Origin of the sequence: Epilithonimonas bovis DSM 19482, from assembly GCF_900108115.1 — a bacterium.
Lineage (GTDB): Bacteria > Bacteroidota > Bacteroidia > Flavobacteriales > Weeksellaceae > Epilithonimonas > Epilithonimonas bovis.
Window position 1 is genome coordinate 61,715 of sequence record NZ_FTPU01000010.1, and the last position, 17,981, is coordinate 79,695.

Annotated in this window: 12 protein-coding genes; all 12 read right to left on the reverse strand. The window is 39.4% G+C overall.

Going from position 1 to position 17,981, the window contains the following annotated elements:
• Window positions 1–26: 26 nt before the first annotated feature.
• Window positions 27–1,289 carry a threonine ammonia-lyase IlvA gene (gene ilvA / locus B0B05_RS05985; RefSeq protein WP_143745954.1) on the reverse strand — a complete coding sequence of 421 codons (1,263 nt, stop codon included), beginning with the start codon at window positions 1,287–1,289 and terminating at the stop codon, window positions 27–29.
• Between the two features lie 176 nt (window positions 1,290–1,465).
• The gene (locus tag B0B05_RS05990; protein ID WP_173786340.1) at window positions 1,466–2,923 is read right to left on the reverse strand and encodes an ATP-binding cassette domain-containing protein; all 1,458 of its coding nucleotides are present in this window, start codon (window positions 2,921–2,923) and stop codon (window positions 1,466–1,468) included.
• 323 nt (window positions 2,924–3,246) lie between these two features.
• Window positions 3,247–4,728, reverse strand: coding sequence for a ketol-acid reductoisomerase (gene ilvC, locus B0B05_RS05995; protein WP_076782697.1), 1,482 nt, complete (start codon window positions 4,726–4,728; stop codon window positions 3,247–3,249).
• Between the two features lie 140 nt (window positions 4,729–4,868).
• The gene (gene ilvN / locus B0B05_RS06000; protein WP_076782701.1) at window positions 4,869–5,459 is read right to left on the reverse strand and encodes an acetolactate synthase small subunit; all 591 of its coding nucleotides are present in this window, start codon (window positions 5,457–5,459) and stop codon (window positions 4,869–4,871) included.
• 74 nt (window positions 5,460–5,533) lie between these two features.
• The gene (gene ilvB / locus B0B05_RS06005; protein ID WP_076782703.1) at window positions 5,534–7,273 is read right to left on the reverse strand and encodes a biosynthetic-type acetolactate synthase large subunit; all 1,740 of its coding nucleotides are present in this window, start codon (window positions 7,271–7,273) and stop codon (window positions 5,534–5,536) included.
• Window positions 7,274–7,297: 24 nt separating this feature from the next.
• The gene (gene ilvD, locus B0B05_RS06010) at window positions 7,298–8,983 is read right to left on the reverse strand and encodes a dihydroxy-acid dehydratase (protein WP_076782706.1); all 1,686 of its coding nucleotides are present in this window, start codon (window positions 8,981–8,983) and stop codon (window positions 7,298–7,300) included.
• Entirely contained in the window at window positions 8,976–9,878 is a 903-nt protein-coding gene (ilvE, locus tag B0B05_RS06015; RefSeq protein ID WP_076782708.1) for a branched-chain-amino-acid transaminase, read from the reverse strand. Before ilvE ends, ilvD begins: the two co-directional genes overlap by 8 nt.
• 671 nt (window positions 9,879–10,549) lie before the next feature.
• The gene (locus B0B05_RS06020; RefSeq protein WP_076782712.1) at window positions 10,550–11,929 is read right to left on the reverse strand and encodes an MFS transporter; all 1,380 of its coding nucleotides are present in this window, start codon (window positions 11,927–11,929) and stop codon (window positions 10,550–10,552) included.
• 26 nt (window positions 11,930–11,955) lie between these two features.
• Entirely contained in the window at window positions 11,956–12,477 is a 522-nt protein-coding gene (locus B0B05_RS06025) for a nuclear transport factor 2 family protein (protein ID WP_076782713.1), read from the reverse strand.
• Window positions 12,478–12,484: 7 nt separating this feature from the next.
• Window positions 12,485–14,332: a glycoside hydrolase family 13 protein gene (locus B0B05_RS06030; RefSeq protein ID WP_076782715.1), complete on the reverse strand. Its 1,848-nt coding sequence runs from the start codon at window positions 14,330–14,332 to the stop codon at window positions 12,485–12,487.
• Window positions 14,333–14,569: 237 nt separating this feature from the next.
• A complete protein-coding gene (locus B0B05_RS06035; protein WP_076782717.1) occupies window positions 14,570–16,726 on the reverse strand; it encodes a glycoside hydrolase family 97 protein in 2,157 nt (718 codons plus the stop codon).
• A 148-nt stretch (window positions 16,727–16,874) separates the two neighbouring features.
• Window positions 16,875–17,981: a SusE domain-containing protein gene (locus tag B0B05_RS06040; RefSeq protein WP_076782719.1), complete on the reverse strand. Its 1,107-nt coding sequence runs from the start codon at window positions 17,979–17,981 to the stop codon at window positions 16,875–16,877.

The following is a 17,981-nucleotide window of genomic DNA, read 5'->3' on the forward strand; positions in this document are numbered from 1 at the left end:
AGGCGAAAGATTTTTCTTTGTTAAAATTAAACAAGCATATTCAGAACATCCGGATTGTCATTAAGGTAAGATTCAAAGTAACCAAGTTTTTGCATTCTTTGTTTAAGGCCTTCAAAATCATTTGGGTTAGAAAGTTCGATTCCAACAATGGCCAGCGCCGTTTCTCGCGAGTTTTTCTTGGTATATTCAAAATGAGTGATATCATCATCAGAGCCCAGCACGTTTAGCACAAAATCTTTCAGAGAACCCGGGCGCTGCGGGAATTTCACCAGGAAATAATGCTTCAAACCCTTGTAGAGCAATGCGCGTTCTTTGATCTCCTCCATCCTGGTAATATCATTGTTGCTCCCGCTAACGATGCAGACTACAGTTTTGCCTTTAATCTGCTCCCTGTACTGCTCCAATGCCGAAATAGACAAAGCTCCGGCCGGTTCCAAAACGATCGCGTCTTTATTATACATCTGCAGGATGACATCGCAAACTTTGCCTTCATCAACCGAAATACAGTCCGCCAGCGCATTTTTACAGATTTCAAAAGTCAGGTCCCCAACTTTTTTTACCGCAGCACCATCCACAAAACCGTCGATTTCCGGTAATTCTGTATTGAGATTATGATCAATGGACGTTTTCATCGAAGGTGCACCTTTTGGTTCCACGCCAATCAGTTTTGTATCTTTTGAAAGCTCTTTAAAAACCGTTGAAATGCCCGAAGCTAAACCACCGCCGCCAATCGGGATGAAAACAAAATCAATATTTTCTTTGTTCTGTTCCAGAATTTCCAAAGCCAAAGTGGCCTGTCCTTCAATAATCTGAACATCATCAAAAGGATGGATAAACGCCGCTCCCGTAGATTTGGCAAAATCCAAAGCCGCATTTTTGGAGGCATCAAAAGTATCTCCAACTAATTTGATTTCGGCAAAATTTCCACCGAACATTTCGACCTGTTCCAGTTTTTGCTTCGGCGTGGTCACCGGCATAAAAATCGTCCCTTTAATTTGAAGTTGTTTACACGAAAAAGCGACGCCCTGAGCGTGATTTCCGGCACTGGCACAGACAATTCCGTCCGAAATTCCGCCTTCATTAAAAAGGCTTTTGATTTTATTGTAAGCACCCCGCAATTTGTACGACCTTACCGGCTGCAGGTCTTCCCTTTTGAGGAAAATATTAGCTCCAAACTTTTCTGACAACCGGGCGTTGTATTGCAGAGGTGTGTAATTCACGACATTTTCTATGCTTTCCCGGGCTTCTTTTACTGCTTCCAGGGTTGGAAATATGAGCGTTCCGTTCATCTTCATTTATAATTTTTATTTTTTAAAACCACAAAAGTCACAAAAGATATTATTTTTATTAAAGTTCAAGTAATTGAAAATAAAAAGTTCACAAAACGTTCATCATTTTCACATTCTTTTTTGTAAACTTTAAGAACATGTTTTTAAAGCTTAAAAAACTTTTATGTCTTTTGTGGTTAAATGATTTTCATTTCGTTAATTTTTGTTTTTCCTTTTTCCAGAACAAGTTTGTGACTGAGTTTTTTGGGTAATTGAGATTCAAAATGGCCTACATAAATCAACGATTGCCCCTGATTGGCCAAATCATCAATCACCTGATTAAAATATTGCGTCTGTTCGTTATCCATTCCCTGACAAGGCTCGTCGAGAATCAGGAGTTTTGGTTTTTTAATCAATGTTCTGGCGAGTAAAGCCAGGCGCTGTTTTCCAAGTGGTAAAGTGTTTAATTTCCTGTTTTTATCTTCTTTCAAATCGAAAAAATAAAGAATCTGCTCCAGCTGTTGCTGCTGGTCAAAACTGAGTTTCTGATACAAACTCATCGAATCAAAAAAACCGGAAGCGATGGTTTGGCCGACAGTCGCATTCATATCAAAATACCAATGCAGTTCGGGCGAAATCATCCCGATTTTTTCTTTGATGTCCCAGATACTTTCGCCACTTCCCCGCTTTTGCCCAAAAAGATAAATTTCATTGGCATAAGCCTGCGGGTGATCACCATTCAGCAGACTCAACAAGGTTGATTTCCCCGAGCCGTTGTGACCCTGCAACAGCCATTGCTCCCCGGAATTCACTTCCCAGTCGATATTTTTCAGGACCTGTTTTTCGCCATAGGAAACATTGATATTCTTTAACCGGATGAGGCTTTCCTTTTCACTTTCCTGATTATTCTGAAGGAAAAAAGGCAACGGTTTTGGTGTTCTTTCTTCGCCTTTGGAAAAGTCTTTTGGCGAATTACGATGAAACAATTTCCCGTTTTTTATTTCTACAAAATACTGAACGCTTTCGGGATATTCATCATCATTATTAATCAAAATCAAGGTGACATTTTCTTTAACTAAATCATCAAATGCCTGATTCAGAAACTGTCTCGATCTGACATCCAATCCTGTGTACGGCTGGTCGATTATGAGAATTTGAGGTTTCAGCCAGAGCGCTTTTAACAGCTGTAACTTCTTGTGCTCGCCACTCGACAATTCTATGAGTTGCTGATTCTTAAAATTCTCAAATCCAAATGGTTCTAAAAAGTATTCTAATATTTCAAAATCCAGATTTTCTTCTTTCCCGAAATGATTCAGTTCCGCAAAAACCGTGGCCGTCTCATTTTTTGCCAGCTGATTATAACGCTGCTGGTAATAAAAATTACGGTCGCCTTCCAGATTACTGAACTGGAACCAGTTGGAAACATAAAGAACTTTCTTCGGCAACTCTGAATTTTCATCAAAATTGACCACAACTTTTCCTTCGAAGTTTTTTATTTCTCCGGAAATAATTTTGGCTAAAGTCGTTTTCCCGCTTCCGCTCAATCCGCCTAACATCCAGCATTCTCCGGCAGAAATTTCCCAGTCGAAACAGCTCAGCAAGGGTTGATTGTACTGAAAATTGAGATTTGAAATTTTGATGATAGGGTTTGACATTATTTTATTTTTAAACGCAAAGGGCGCAAAGTTTTTTTATAATCTTATTGAAAATATTTTAAGGTTCGCAAAGGCGCTTCGCTCAGCAAAGAACAAATATCCAATTTGTCACTGACTTCGTCGAATCTTTGATTTCCGTAGGAATCTCAACAGTTTTAAACCACCTCGTTAGGTTTCCTACGGAAGGACAAAATTTGAGTTTAGGACAACTTTTCTTTTATGCTGAATCTGCAACCCGACTTGAGCGGAAATCCTTTTTACGCAACGAAGTGGAGTGAAAAGATTGGGAGCGTAAGGCGGATTAAGTTGCCCAAATAATTAGTTTAAACTGTTTTAATAGATTTCATCGCGGTCATGGCCTGGCGGAGTTTTTTGCCGACAACCTCAACAGGATGATTCCTTAAAACATCATTCACATAGACCAGTTGGGCATTGTCAACAGATCCGTCTTTCCCTTCGTTAAAGTTTTTGCCAACCAAATCTGTATCTACCGACTTCATAAAATCTGCCAACAAGGGTTTGCAGGCCTGGTCGAAAAGATAACAGCCGTATTCCGCAGTGTCGGAAATCACACGGTTCATCTCGAACAGTTTTTTTCTTGCAATCGTGTTGGCAATCAAAGGCGTCTCGTGAAGCGATTCGTAGTAAGCCGATTCCGGTTTGATTCCGGCTTCAACCATCGTTTCGAATGCCAGTTCCACGCCGGCTCTGATAAACGCAGACATCAGAAGATAGTTATCAAAATATTCCTGCTCATCGATTTTCACATCGCCGGCAGGGGTTTTCTCGAAAGCGGTTTCGCCCGTTTCGGCACGCCATTTCAGGAGATTGGCATCGCCATTTGCCCAATCTTCCATCATTGTTTTGGAAAATTCACCTGAGATAATATCGTCCTGATGTTTTTGGAAAAGTGGACGCATAATATCTTTCAATTCTTCTGACAACTCGAAAGCTTTGAGTTTTGCAGGATTGGAAAGTCTATCCAACATTCCGCTCACACCGCCGTGTTTCAAGGCTTCTGTGATGACCTCAACGCCGTACTGAACCAGTTTGGAAGCGTAACCGGGATCGATGCCTTTTTCCACCATTTTATCGAAAGAAAGAATAGAACCCGTTTGTAAAAGTCCGCACAAAATAGTTTGCTCACCCATCAAATCGGACTTCACTTCGGCAACAAAAGAGGATTTCAAAACGCCCGCTTTGTGACCGCCAGTTCCTACGCAATATGCTTTTGCTTCTGCCCAGCCTTTGCCTTGCGGGTCATTTTCGGGATGAACGGCAATCAGCGTCGGAACCCCAAAACCACGCAGATATTCGGCACGGACTTCGGAACCCGGGCATTTTGGAGCGACCATAATTACGGTGATGTCTTTACGAATCTGCATCCCTTCTTCCACGATATTGAAACCATGGGAATAGGACAAAGTCGCGCCTTGTTTCATCAAAGGCTGAACGGCATTGATCACGGAAGTATGCTGTTTGTCAGGCGTTAAATTGATGACCAAATCCGCCGTTGGAATCAGTTCTTCGTAAGTTCCGACTTTGAAATTATTTTCGGTGGCGTTTTTCCAGGAATCTCTCTTTTGGTCGATTGCTTCCTGACGCAAAGCGTAAGAAACGTCCAGTCCGCTGTCTCTCAGATTCAGCCCCTGATTGAGCCCTTGAGCTCCACATCCGACAATTACGATTTTCTTTCCTTTCAGCGCAGAAACGCCGTCGGAAAACTCTGAACTGTCCATAAATTCCGCCTGTCCTAACTGATGCAACTGGTCTCTGAGTGATAAGGTATTGAAATAATTTGCCATATTTATTTTGTCTTGATTTTATTAAGTTTTGTTTTGAATATGTATCGAAAATTGAACACAAAGCGCACTAAGATTTTTTTTAAAAACTGAATGTTTTTAAGTTTACAGAGGCGCTTACGCTCAAAATTTTGATAGTTTTTTTACATTGTGAAAACGTCGTCTCTTTTGTCTAAGTATTCGTTTTCCACAATCTCGTGAGAAGGTTCTCTTTTTTCGAACTCAAGGACTTTTTCGTGGATTCCTGCGCTGCTTTTAATGATTGCGATTCTTGCTCCACGAACAAACTCGATGAGTCCGTATTTGTTGAGCTCCTCTGTCAGGCGGTCGATTTCTTCGCGGTGGCCGGCTGTTTCGAAAACAATATAATCTTCCCGAATCACAACCGTAGAAGCGCCATATTGGCGGAGTAAACGTTCTACGTAAACTTTTTCTGTTACTACTTTTGTCGGCACTTTGTAAAGTGCCTGTTCCTGCCAAACAATCTCATCATCGGTATTGAAATAAGCTTTCAGAATATCGATTTGTTTTTCTAATTGACGACAAAGTTTTCTTACAACTTCTTCGGTTTCATTGATCACAATCGTGAACCGGTGAATGCCGTCCACTTCCGAAGGTGAGGTATTCATACTTTCGATATTGATTTTTCTCCGTGAAAAAATCCCCGAAATCCGGCCGATCAATCCAACAGAATGTTCGGTATATAAGGTGATGGTAAATTCCTGTTTTTCCATTTTTGTTTTGTTAAATTGGACAGGATTGTCATCCTATCCTTTGTTAAACCGTCCCTTCGGGACTGTATTGAAAATTATTTTAAACGAATCTCTGAAACTGAAGTTCCCTGTGCTACCATTGGGAATACGTTATTTTCTTTCCCAACCATTACTTCCAGAAGATAGGCGCCGTCGTGATTTATCATTGTCTCCAAAGCTGTTTTCAGGTCTTTTCTTTCTGAAATTTTCTGGCCGTCGATGTAATATCCTTTCGCCACGGCCACGAAATCAGGGCTTGTGATGTTCACAAAAGAGTAACGTCTGTCGTGGAACAGCTGTTGCCATTGCCTTACCATTCCGAGGAATTCATTATTGAGGATCAGTATTTTGACTTTGGCTCCGAACTGCATAATCGTTCCCAATTCCTGCAAGGTCATCTGGAACCCGCCATCACCAATAATTGCAACAACTGTTTTTTCTGGTGTGCCATACCAAGCTCCAATCGCCGCTGGCAAACCAAATCCCATTGTTCCCAAACCTCCTGATGTTACGCTGGATTTAGAGTTATTGAAATTCGCATATCGACAAGCAACCATTTGATGCTGACCGACATCTGTTGTAATAATTGCATCGCCATTTGTCAATTCATTCAGAACTTTAATCACTTCTCCCATTGTCATGACATCTGTTGCGGGATTGAGTTCGTCCTCGATTACTTCTTTGATTTCCTCTTTTTCCAGTTCACGGAATTCATTTAACCAAGCAGAATGGTCTTTTTCTTTAAGACGAGCCGTCAGCATTGGCAAAGTCTTTTTGCAATTTCCCCAAACCGGAACTGTCGTCTTTACATTTTTATCGATTTCGGCTGGGTCAATATCAAGATGAATAATTTTTGCTTGCTTAGCATATTTGTCCAAACGACCTGTAACCCTATCATCGAAACGCATTCCGACTGCAATGAGAACATCGCATTCGTTGGTCATTACATTGGGTGCGTAATTTCCGTGCATTCCTAACATTCCGACGTGCAATTTGTGATTCGTTGGAAGTGCGCTTAGTCCCATTACTGTAGCTCCAGCAGGAAGATTGACTTTCTCAATAAAAGCTTTGAACTCTTCCTCGGCTTTTCCTAAAATCACCCCTTGTCCAAAAAGAACAAATGGTTTTTTAGCCTGATTAATGAGTTCTGCCGCTTGCTCGATGTATTCATTTCTGATTTCCGGTTCGGGACGGTAACTTCTGATATGATTGCATTTTTTATAACCTAAATATTCGAATAATTGTAATTGAGCATTTTTTGTAATATCAATCAAAACAGGACCTGGACGACCTGTACTTGCAATATGAAAAGCTTTGGCAATAGCTTCGGGAATTTCTGTTGCATCGGTAACCTGATAATTCCATTTTGTAACTGGTGTTGTAATATTGATAACATCAGTTTCCTGAAAAGCATCGGTTCCCAAAAGCGAGGCGAAAACCTGACCTGTAATGCAGACAATCGGGTTGCTGTCTATCATCGCATCCGCCAAACCTGTCACCAAATTGGTTGCACCGGGACCACTGGTTGCGAATACAACTCCAGTTTTTCCTGAAGTTCTTGCAAATCCCTGTGCAGCGTGAATTGCGCCTTGTTCGTGGCGAACCAGTATATGTTTCAGTTTTTCGGAATAGTCGTACAAAGCATCATAAATCGGCATAATTGCTCCACCGGGATAACCGAAAATCGTTTCCACATTTTCCTGTAACAGAGCTTCTAAAACAGCTTTTGAACCTGAGATTTCTACCGGTTTGGGTTGTTCTAATTCTGTATTTTCCTTTACTTCAAGCGTACTCATATTATTTTCAATTTTACTTTTAAATTATAAATCGGTTACACAACCTTGTGAAGCATCCGCTACAGATTTAGCGTATTTGTACAACACACCTCTTTTCACTTTGTATTCGGGTTGTTGGAACTCGGCTTTTCTTTTGGTGATTTCTTCTTCTGACAATAGTGCGTTGATGGTATTTTTCTCTGCATCTAATTCAATCACATCGCCGTCTTTAATTAAGCCAATCAATCCTCCGGAAAAAGCTTCAGGTGTTATATGACCAACGACGAAACCGTGTGTTCCTCCTGAGAATCTTCCGTCTGTAATCAAGGCAACATTTTTACCTAAGCCTGAACCCATCAAAGCGGAAGTTGGCTTTAACATTTCCGGCATTCCGGGAGCACCTTTTGGGCCTTCATTTTTAATCACTACGACGTTTCCTTCCTTGATTTTTTTATCTTCAATTCCCTTAATGAATTCTTTTTCGCCGTCAAAAACGATTGCTGTTCCTTTGAAATAATCGCCTTCTTTTCCTGTAATTTTTGCAACAGAGCCTTTCTCGGCGAGATTTCCGTACATGATCCTAATGTGCCCGGTTTCTTTAATCGGGTTGTTGATATCGTGAATGATATTCTGCTGCCTGTCGATAATCGAAGTGACGTGTTTCAGATTTTCGGCAATGGTTTTTCCAGTTACCGTCAGGCAATCGCCGTGAAGCAAGCCTAAATCCAGTAAATATTTCATCACCGCCGGAACGCCGCCCACTTTGTGAAGGTCTTCCATCAGGTATTTTCCGCTTGGTTTGAGATCAGCAAGAAATGGCGTTTCATCACTAATTCGCTGGAAATCATCTAAAGTCAAATCGTAGCCGATAGATTTTGCAATCGCTATGAAATGGAGGACAGCATTGGTACTTCCTCCCAAAATCATAATCAGCCTTAATGCATTTTCAAACGCTTTTGGCGTCATGATATCGGATGGTTTAATGTCTTTTTCGAGAAGGATTTTAACGTAATGCCCGGCAAACTTACATTCTTCTTTTTTCTCCCGGCTGAGCGCAGGGTAAGACGAAGAATAGGGCAAGCTCATCCCAAGCGCTTCAATCGCGGAAGCCATGGTGTTTGCGGTGTACATCCCGCCACAGGCACCTGCACTCGGACAGGAATTCTGTATCACGCCCTGAAAATCTTCTTCAGAAATTTTACCTGCGATTTTATTCCCCAACGCTTCGAATGCCGAAACGATATTGAGATCCTGGCCTTTGTAATGCCCAGGCGCAATACTTCCGCCGTAAACCATGATCGAAGGGCGATCCAGCCGCGCCATCGCGATGAGGGAACCCGGCATATTTTTGTCGCAACCGGGAACGGTAATCAACCCGTCATAATATTGCCCTGCACAAACCGCTTCGATAGAATCTGCGATAATGTCGCGGCTTACGAGGGAATAGCGCATCCCGTCGGTACCGTTGGTCATTCCGTCGCTGATGCCGATGGTGTGGAACATCAATCCAACTAAATTCTGGTCTTTGACGCCCTGTTTTACAATTTCTGCCAAACCATTCAGGTGCATGTTGCAGGTATTGCCGTCGTAGCCCATACTTGCAATCCCGATCTGCGCTTTGTCGAAATCTTCTTTTTGAAAACCAATCCCATAAAACATGGCTTGCGTGGCGGGTTGCGTCGGGTCTTTGGTTAAGGTTTTGGAATATTTATTCAGTTCTGTGTTACACATATTGCAAGTCTGATTTTAAATAAGAATAATCTTCTTCTAACACAAGGTGACGGTAAGCCTGTTGAATTTTTGATGATAAACTTTCTTCCCAATTCAGTTTGAAGGGAATGTTATCCAAAGAATCCAATGCAACAATCTCCGCTGCTGTTCCACAGAAAAATCCGGCATCTGCGCCCTGCATTTCTTCCGGTTTGAAGAGTTTTTCTTCGTAAGGAATTCCAAGATTATCACAGATTTCAAAAACTGTTGCTCTGGTAATTCCGGGAAGAATACTTCCTTTTGACGGAGTGAACAGTTTTCCCTCTTTCTCGAAGAAGATATTGGCTCCTGAACTTTCTGCTACATTTCCATCTGCATCTAGAACCAAAGCTTCATCAAAACCTTTATCTTTCGCTTCCTGACAAGCCAAAATCGAGTTGACGTAATGACCGCTCACCTTGGCTTCCACTTTAAAGGCTTTTGGGTTGGGACGTTCAAAAGACGAGGTCATAATTCTCATTTTGTTGGCGAGATAGCCGTTATCCCAGTTCCAGACTTCTATCACAAGGTAACTTTTCTGCCCTTTTGACAAAGACATATTGGGAGAACAAATGACGATTGGACGGATATAAGCGTTGCTCAGATCATTCATTTCCAATAATTTGTAAGTGGACTGAATCATTTCCTCCGTGGAATAATCGAACGGGATCATCATTATTTCGGCAGACTTGCGAAGCCTGTCGTAATGTTCCTCTGCTTTGAAAATTTTGGTTCCGTTGGCTGTTTTGTAAGATTTAATGCCTTCAAACACGGCATATCCGTAATGCAGGGACTGGCCGTAGAGATTTGTTTTCGCATCCTTTGCTTTCATATATTCCCCGTCAAAAAAGAGAACACTGTTGTCATTGTAATACATATTGTATCGATTTTATTTGTTTTGTTAGATTTTGGTCAATAAAAAAACCATCCTCGTGATGAGAATGGTTTGTATTATTTTGAAATCAAATATTATCACAAGCCATTGCTCACCATCGGAATCCGATAATGACAAGAATGACAAGAATAATAATTGTGTTATTCATTTGTTTGTGTTGAACATGACAAATGTATAAACTTTATTATTACAAACAAGACATTCTGTTATTTTTTTGACAAAAATACCGTTAAAAATGTCTGAAAAAGGCACTGATAAGTGCTTATAATACGATATTCATTAAAACTAAAATGAATTATAAAGTATTGATAATCAACCAATCTTCTGAGTAAAAATTACGATGTCTAAAATTTATAAGGTTTGAAATATATTTTGATTTTAAATTTAAATATAGAGGTTATAACCAAATATATACTGAGAAATATAATGTCTCGCTAATGAGGTAGATTTTACGGATCAAAATTTCAGAATCTGCGTAATTTTTTTTATCTGTGAGAATTAAAAATAACCAGCAATTATTTTAATAAAGAATATTTAGTGATATGAAAATATGTTATGTCCTATTTTAATATTTAGTTTAGCATTCTTTAAACAAAAAAATCCGCTGATGGCGGACTTTATATAAAAATGGTAGAGCGAAAATTAATATACTATCAAAAATGAACCTGTTGTATTTCTTCTTGAATTTCTTTTGGTGTTTCGTCCTCAGATTTGATAAAAAGCATTGTTACAACAGCACCAATCAACATACAGATTCCACCGACAACAATATAATCGATTGCCATTTTTCCAAAAATATTGGAGACAATTGGACCACCGAAAATCCCGTTGATGATTTGAGGAATTACAATAAAGAAATTGAAAATCCCCATATAAACGCCCATTTTACGCTGCGGAATGACTTCTATTAGCATCGCATAAGGCATTGCCAAAATACTTGCCCACGCAAATCCCAATCCTATCATCGAAATCCAAAGCAACGATGTATCTTTTATAAAATACATCGAGATCAGTCCCAAACCTCCCGATAATAAAGCCAAAGCGTGAGTCTGTTTTTTGCCGAGGAATTTGGCAATCGGAGTCAATAAAAATGCAAACGGAATTGCCCAAAGATTATACATTCCAAATAATTTTCCTGTCAAATCTCCAGCATTATTAAACGCTTCGGAATGTGTATCGTCCGGAGACAATCCAAAATGATGTGTTGCCAAAGCACTCGTTGTGAAAACCCACATTGTAAACAATGCAAACCAAGAAAAGAACTGAACAATTCCTAATCTCTTCATCTGAGTCGGAATGTTAGCAAAATCCTTGAATATATCAGAAAATTTGGACGGTTCTGCAACTTCTTTTCCGTCTTCAAATGATGCAAATTCTTCCGGAGAATATTCTTTGGTTGTGAAAATCGTGTAAAGAATGGTTAGAATCAAAAATCCTGCACCAACATAGAAAGAGAAAATAACGTTATCAGCTACAAATCCTTCTGGCGCAACATTCGAGATTCCTAATTTGGTCAGCCAATCCGGAAGATAAGAACCGATTACAGCACCAATCCCTATCAAAATCGTCTGTACGGAAAATCCGATTGTTCCCTGATGTTTCGGTAACATATCGCCCACCAAAGCACGGAAAGGTTCCATAGCCACGTTGATAGAAGCATCCATCATTGCCAAGAAAATCACTGCGAGCAATAATACATTAGCAGCAATAAGATTAGTAACCGAAGCAGCGTTTGGTAGTAAAACCAATCCAATTGCGCACAACACTGCGCCAATCAAAAAGTAAGGTTTTCTTCTTCCTAACGGACTCCAAGTATTATCTCCCATATGCCCGATGATTGGCTGAACAATTAATCCTGTAACAGGCGCCACCAGCCAGAACCAGGATAGTTCGTGGACATCTGCTCCCAGGTTTGCCAAAATTCTACTGGCATTTCCGTTCTGTAAGCCAAACGCCATCTGAATTCCGAGAAATCCCATACTCATATTGATAATCTGAGCCATGGAGAGATTCGGTTTTATTTTTTTTGCCATTTCTTGTTGTATTAATGTAAAATGTATTAATGATTTTTTAATTCGGAAATTAAAGCATCTTCTATCGGAGATTTTGTTTTTATCACTTCACTCATCACTTCATTGGGAACGGTGGCTGACAGGACATACTGCCGGATTTTCCATTTTCCGCCGATTTTTTCGAGAACGCCGGAACCTCTGCAGATTTTCATCTGGGTATCCAGAATCTCATCAAACCAGGCATAAGTCCCGTCTTTGCTGAAATAGATATTTCGTTTTAAGGATTTGAAACTCCAACCTTGTCCTTTATCAAAATGAGGTTTTGCATAATCCATAAATTGTTTTTTATCCCAAACTTCTGTAGCGTCAGTTCCGATATAAGTAGATTCGTCAGCAAACAAAGCAAAATACTTTTTGAAATCTGCTTTTGCTGCATATTCATTAAGATTATCCAAAACCAATCCGACATTTTTCTTTTGAACACCTTCGTAGAAGCCTTTTTTCTGAGCAGAAACTGGAATTGAAAATATTAAAAAAGATAATAGGAAAATGGAAATTATTTTTTTCATTTTAATTTTATTTAAGTTCTAAAATTAATGAAGATTTCCCGGCAACAGACAAATTTGTTTTCAAATCAAAATCTTTATCAGAAATAATATCAGTTCCTGAAGTATAATTTTTAATTCCCTCAGAAAAACGCTTCAAATCTAAGTTTTGAGTTTCTTTATTGTTATTAATTACAACCATTACTCTTTTGCCATCTGTATAGCGGAAATAAACATAAACGTTATTATTCGGGATGTAATGCAAGGTTTTCCCGGTGTGGATCGCTTCGTTTCCTTTTCTCCAGTTCAGGAGCTTTTTGGTAAAATCAAAATATTCGTTTTGTTCTTTTGTCCTTCCAGATTTTTTAAATGCATTATTGGCATCGCCAGCCCAGCCGCCTGGAAAATCTTTGCGAATCTCGCCATCGCCACCATTATTTTTGTCACCAGTCATTCCGATTTCGGAACCGTAATACAATTGTGGAATTCCACGAACGGTCAGAATCAAACTCATTGCCAGTTTGTAGTCTTCTATTTTGGGATAGATTTGATTCAGTCTGTTTGTATCGTGATTCTCAGCAAAAACCAAGATATTATTGATATCAGGATAAAGAAAATCATTAGCAAAATTGTCATAAACCCTCTGCATCCCGGAATCCCAACCGGAATCTTCACGGAAAACCTGACCAAGAGCATCGTGAAGCGTAAAATCCATCACAGACGGCAGATAAGAATTATAACCTTCTATCGCTGCAATTTTGGAATCTTTCTGCCAATAAGACATCTGCGCTTGGTCGTGCATCCAGACTTCGCCGACAATATTGAATTTTGGATATTCGTCAGTGATTTTTTTTGTCCAATCTGCAATGCCTTTTTTGTCATTGTAAGAATAAGTATCCACACGGAAACCGTCCAAACCTGCATATTCTATCCACCAGATTGCATTTTGCGCCATATAAGTCACAACCATTGGATTGCTCTGGTTCATATCCGGCATTGTCGTATCAAACCAGCCATCCATACAATCTGCAGCATCAACTTTTGAAGCATTGATATCAAACTGGGTTGTCATTTTATAATTACTTCGTTTGAAACCATTTTCCTGCCCTTCCCAATAATGAATCCAATCTTTCGAAGGCAAATCTTTGATAATCCAGCTTTTTGAACCCCAATGATTGGTCACATAATCCATCACGAGTTTCATTTTTCTTTTGTGAAGTTCGTCTGCCAGGTTTTTGTAATCAGCGTTGCTCCCGTATCGAGGATCTATCTTGTAATAATCGCTCTGCGCATAACCGTGGTAAGAATAAGAAGGTTCATTATCCTCCAGCAAAGGCGTGTTCCAAATAGCTGTAACGCCCAGATCCTGAAGATAATCCAGATTTTTTACAATTCCAGCAATGTCTCCACCGTGACGTCCTCCGGTTTTGGTTCGGTCGGCTTTTTCGGCTGTGTCTGGCGTGTTATCATTTTTTGGATTTCCGTTCGCAAATCTATCAGGCATTATCAGATACATCACATCCGAAGATGTGTAAGAATCTCTGTTTGCAGAATTCTGTTGTCTTTGCCTGAATTCGTAATCGATGGTTTTAACGGTTTTGTTTCCGTTTTTGAAATTCAGTTTTGTTTTTCCCGGCTGAACGCCGTTGGTATCAATCGTTACGAAAAGGTAATTCGGATTTTCTACTTTTTTAACTTCTTTGATTTTGATTCCGTTTGAGAACTCTGGTTGCAGATTTTGGATATCTTTTCCGTAAACTAATAATTGTAGTTCAGGATTTTTCATTCCGCTCCACCAAAATGCCGGTTCTACTTTCTGTACTTGAGAATAGAAAATAGAAGAAAATATGATGGAAGAAATCGTGAATATTTTTTTCATAGTATTGAATTTTTGAAAAACTTTGTCAACAGTTTAAACTTTGGCTGCGCCGAATCTTTGGTTGACAAAGTTTTTATTAATGTAGAGACCCATAGCCCCGATAGTAGCGGCATCCTCTTTCTTTTTTTTAAAAAAAAGGAAGAGATATAGCGGATAGCGGGATTAAGCTCCTAAACAATTAACGAACAAGTTTTCTGAAAAAGTTCGAAAATCTCCCTTCGCGTCAGGGGAGATTTTTTATTTTATTGGTTTCACAGAAATAGCATAACCACCACTTCTTACCAAATGAACTGGCAATTTTGTTTTGCTAGTAATTGTCTTTTTGTAAATATGATAGCTCTGTGGATTGTTGATGTAATCTGCATCTTTCCCGTCTTCGTAGATAGTTGCTTCATACTTTTTACCTTTGTCCAAGAATGAGAAATCTACTGTGAAATCTCTTGGATTTTCATCGGTAATCCCACCTACAAACCAGTTATCTGTACCTTTAGCTTTTCTTGCGGTATGAATGTAATCTCCCGGTTCAGCAGTAAGAATCTTGGTGTCGTCCCAATCTGCCGCTACATCTTTGATAAACTGGAAGGCATCCATATGTTTGGCGTAATTCTCCGGCAAATCTGCTGCCATCTGTAATGGCTGATACATTACCACATATAATCCTAGCTGCTTAGCTAGCGTGGTTTTTACATAGCGTTTATCACCTGGGAAATAGTAATCAAACTTTGTTTGGAAAATGCCTGGGGTGTAATCCATTGGTCCACCCATCCATCTTGTGAAAGGTAAAATAGTCTGGTGATCCGGATTGTTACCGCCAAAAGCCTCGAACTCTGTTCCACGCGCCGCTTCCGCAGCAATCCAGTTTGGATAGGTCCTGCTTTCCCCGGTTGGTCTTACTGACTCGTGGGAATTCACCATAATTTTATATTCGTTTGCTTTTTCTATTATTCTACGGTAATGGTTGATTGTCCACTGGCTGTAATGGTGCTCACCTCTTGGGATGATGTTCCCTACGTATCCGGTCTTCACGGCATCGTATCCGTAATCATTCATCAGCTTGAATGCCTTGTCTGCCCATCTCTCATAATTGGTAGCAGAACCAGAAGTCTCGTGGTGCATAATTAGTTTTATACCTTTTGAATGGGCATAATCATTCAGCATTTTGATATCAAAGTCCGGATAGGGTGTGATGAAATCAAATACAAATTCTTTAGAATGCCCGAACCAATCTTCCCAGCCCACATTCCAGCCTTCAATCAATAATCCTTGGAAACCATTTGCAGAAGCAAAATCAATATATTCTTTAACTTTGGTGTTATTCGCAGCGTGTTTTCCATTCGGTGTCAATTTTGTAAAATCGGTTTCGCCAATGTGCACATTATTGGCTGTAGAATATGCCCATTGTGATTTTCCGATGATCATCTCCCACCAAACGCCCATATATTTTGTAGGGTGAATATAAGAAGTGTCGGTATATTTTGTAGGTTCATTAAGGTTAAACAACATTTTAGAATCCAAAACTACTTCAGCTTTCGGAGAAACGATGATGGTTCTCCAAGGTGTAGTAGAAGGTGTTTGCATATAACCTTTAGCACCTTGTGCATCGGGTGTAAGATGGGTTTTGAATTTAAAATTATCTGCATCCAATTCCAGATTGGCCGCAGGATAATTAATTACTGCTGCTTCTCCAAGGTTGATGTAAAGCGGACTTGCACCTTCTTTTTTCATCATCAATGGAATCTGAACCCCATTTTTTACTAAATTCTGAGAAGCATTTCCCTCAAACGAAGTAGGCCATTTTGCAGGGATTTCCGATAATTTGGAAGTTTGTGTCTGGTACTCTTCGGTGTCATAATCCCCCGCTAACCACCACGCCTTCATATCCCAAGGCAAATCAATTTCTGAGTCCTCCTCCTTGATAATGAAATAGTTGAGATTTTTTTGTTGAGGAAATTCGTATCTAAAACCTAAACCATCATTGAATAATCTGAATTTGATGACGATGCTTCTGTCATTTTCAGGCTGATTAAGCGTAACAGCCAGCTCATTATAATTATTGATATAGTTTTTCTTCTCGCCAAGAACAGGTTGCCAAGTTTCGTTTTTAGAATCGAATTTTTCCGCAGTCTTCACAAATCCTGAATTAAGATTTTTACCTTGGTTATTTTTATTTTCAACTTCTGACGCAAACTGAATATCGCCATCTTTTAGCAATCTCAATCCTAATTTAGAATCTTCTACTACAACAGCGCCGTTGTATTTCAGATTATAAAAAGGAATACCCGATTTCAGTTGGAAATTCATCTCGAATTTTCCGTCCGGAGATTTTAGAGATTGCGCAGAGAATTGATTAAACATCAAAGTGAGCAAGACTGCTCCAATGGTGAATTTTTTCATTTTTTATAAATTTTTTAAGGTCTAATGACAGTTTTGATTTTCTAAAAAAGAATTAAACAACGTCATTTTTTATAAGGTTTATATTGGTTTACAAGATAAAAAAAGTGCTGCTGGTGGGCAACACTTTTTTCTGAAATATGATTTGATTTTATAGTTTGGTAACGGTTAGTTTATAGTTAGCCGAGTTATGGAGATCTAACTCAATTTTATAATTACCAGTAACATCTACTTTATAGCTAGAGTCTCCGGTAACAGTGCCTTCTGAACTTAGATATGTCACGACACTTGTCCCAGAAGTTAACGTCTGATCCGCAGCTGCCGGCTGAAACTTGATATCCCATCCATCATTGGCTCTAAATTTGAAAACACCGCCACTGTTCAAAGCAATAGAACTGATGACATACGTCTTTGTAGCAGGATTGTAAACAAAATCTGTATCTGAGTTCCACCCCGTTGGTGTAGCATCACCAATAACACCGAAGTTGGCTAAAACAGCACTATACGTATTAGCAGCCCAATCAACTTTTAAATAATATGTCCCAACTGACGACGCTGTGATATTGGCACCATCTACAACCAGTTTTCCAGATTTTGTCCCATCATCCCCTTTATTTCCTGGCCAATCTTCATTAATGGTAAATTTAAACTCACTGTCGGCTGTTGTTACATAAATAAAACCTCTGTATTTATCATCTTTACCAGGAGAGAACAAATTAGGAGAGTTGGATGGTTTCCAATCTTCATAACCTGCAGCACCTGCATAACCTCCGGGAACATTGATTTTTGGATAAACCAAATCCGGATTAGGAGTGTATGGTGTTACTGTAATTGTCAAAACATTAGAATAGAAAACACTAGATCCTACAGAGGTTTTCAAACGTACTTCTATCTGGTTGATAACATCCGGCTTGGCACCCAAACTGTACATAATTGCATTGAATGCAGAATGAGTAACCGGTAATTTTGTTAAATCGGCACTTGCATCCAGAGATTGGCTGTTCTTAAAATTATCCCCTTTGATCCCAAACTCCAAAACTTGTATTGGTACAATTACAATATCAAATGAAGGCTTTGACCACGTAAAATTAATAGCAGCCTGGTTAGCAATCACCTCATCCAAAACAATACTTGTTTTGTCGGATGCCAGACTGGCAGCAGTTTTTTGATTAAGAATTGCCTGATCCTCATCTTTATCACACGAAACGATTAAAAAAGCTACTAAGGCAACTGTTAAAATTTTAAATATGTTTTTCAT

Coding starts and splice junctions, on each gene's coding strand:
- ilvA (WP_143745954.1), bottom strand. CDS start 1,289: ATGAACGGAACGCTCATATTTCCAACCCTGGAAGCAGTAAAAGAAGCC.
- B0B05_RS05990 (WP_173786340.1), bottom strand. CDS start 2,923: ATGTCAAACCCTATCATCAAAATTTCAAATCTCAATTTTCAGTACAAT.
- ilvC (WP_076782697.1), bottom strand. CDS start 4,728: ATGGCAAATTATTTCAATACCTTATCACTCAGAGACCAGTTGCATCAG.
- ilvN (WP_076782701.1), bottom strand. CDS start 5,459: ATGGAAAAACAGGAATTTACCATCACCTTATATACCGAACATTCTGTT.
- ilvB (WP_076782703.1), bottom strand. CDS start 7,273: ATGAGTACGCTTGAAGTAAAGGAAAATACAGAATTAGAACAACCCAAA.
- ilvD (WP_076782706.1), bottom strand. CDS start 8,983: ATGTGTAACACAGAACTGAATAAATATTCCAAAACCTTAACCAAAGAC.
- ilvE (WP_076782708.1), bottom strand. CDS start 9,878: ATGTATTACAATGACAACAGTGTTCTCTTTTTTGACGGGGAATATATG.
- B0B05_RS06020 (WP_076782712.1), bottom strand. CDS start 11,929: ATGGCAAAAAAAATAAAACCGAATCTCTCCATGGCTCAGATTATCAAT.
- B0B05_RS06025 (WP_076782713.1), bottom strand. CDS start 12,477: ATGAAAAAAATAATTTCCATTTTCCTATTATCTTTTTTAATATTTTCA.
- B0B05_RS06030 (WP_076782715.1), bottom strand. CDS start 14,332: ATGAAAAAAATATTCACGATTTCTTCCATCATATTTTCTTCTATTTTC.
- B0B05_RS06035 (WP_076782717.1), bottom strand. CDS start 16,726: ATGAAAAAATTCACCATTGGAGCAGTCTTGCTCACTTTGATGTTTAAT.
- B0B05_RS06040 (WP_076782719.1), bottom strand. CDS start 17,981: ATGAAAAACATATTTAAAATTTTAACAGTTGCCTTAGTAGCTTTTTTA.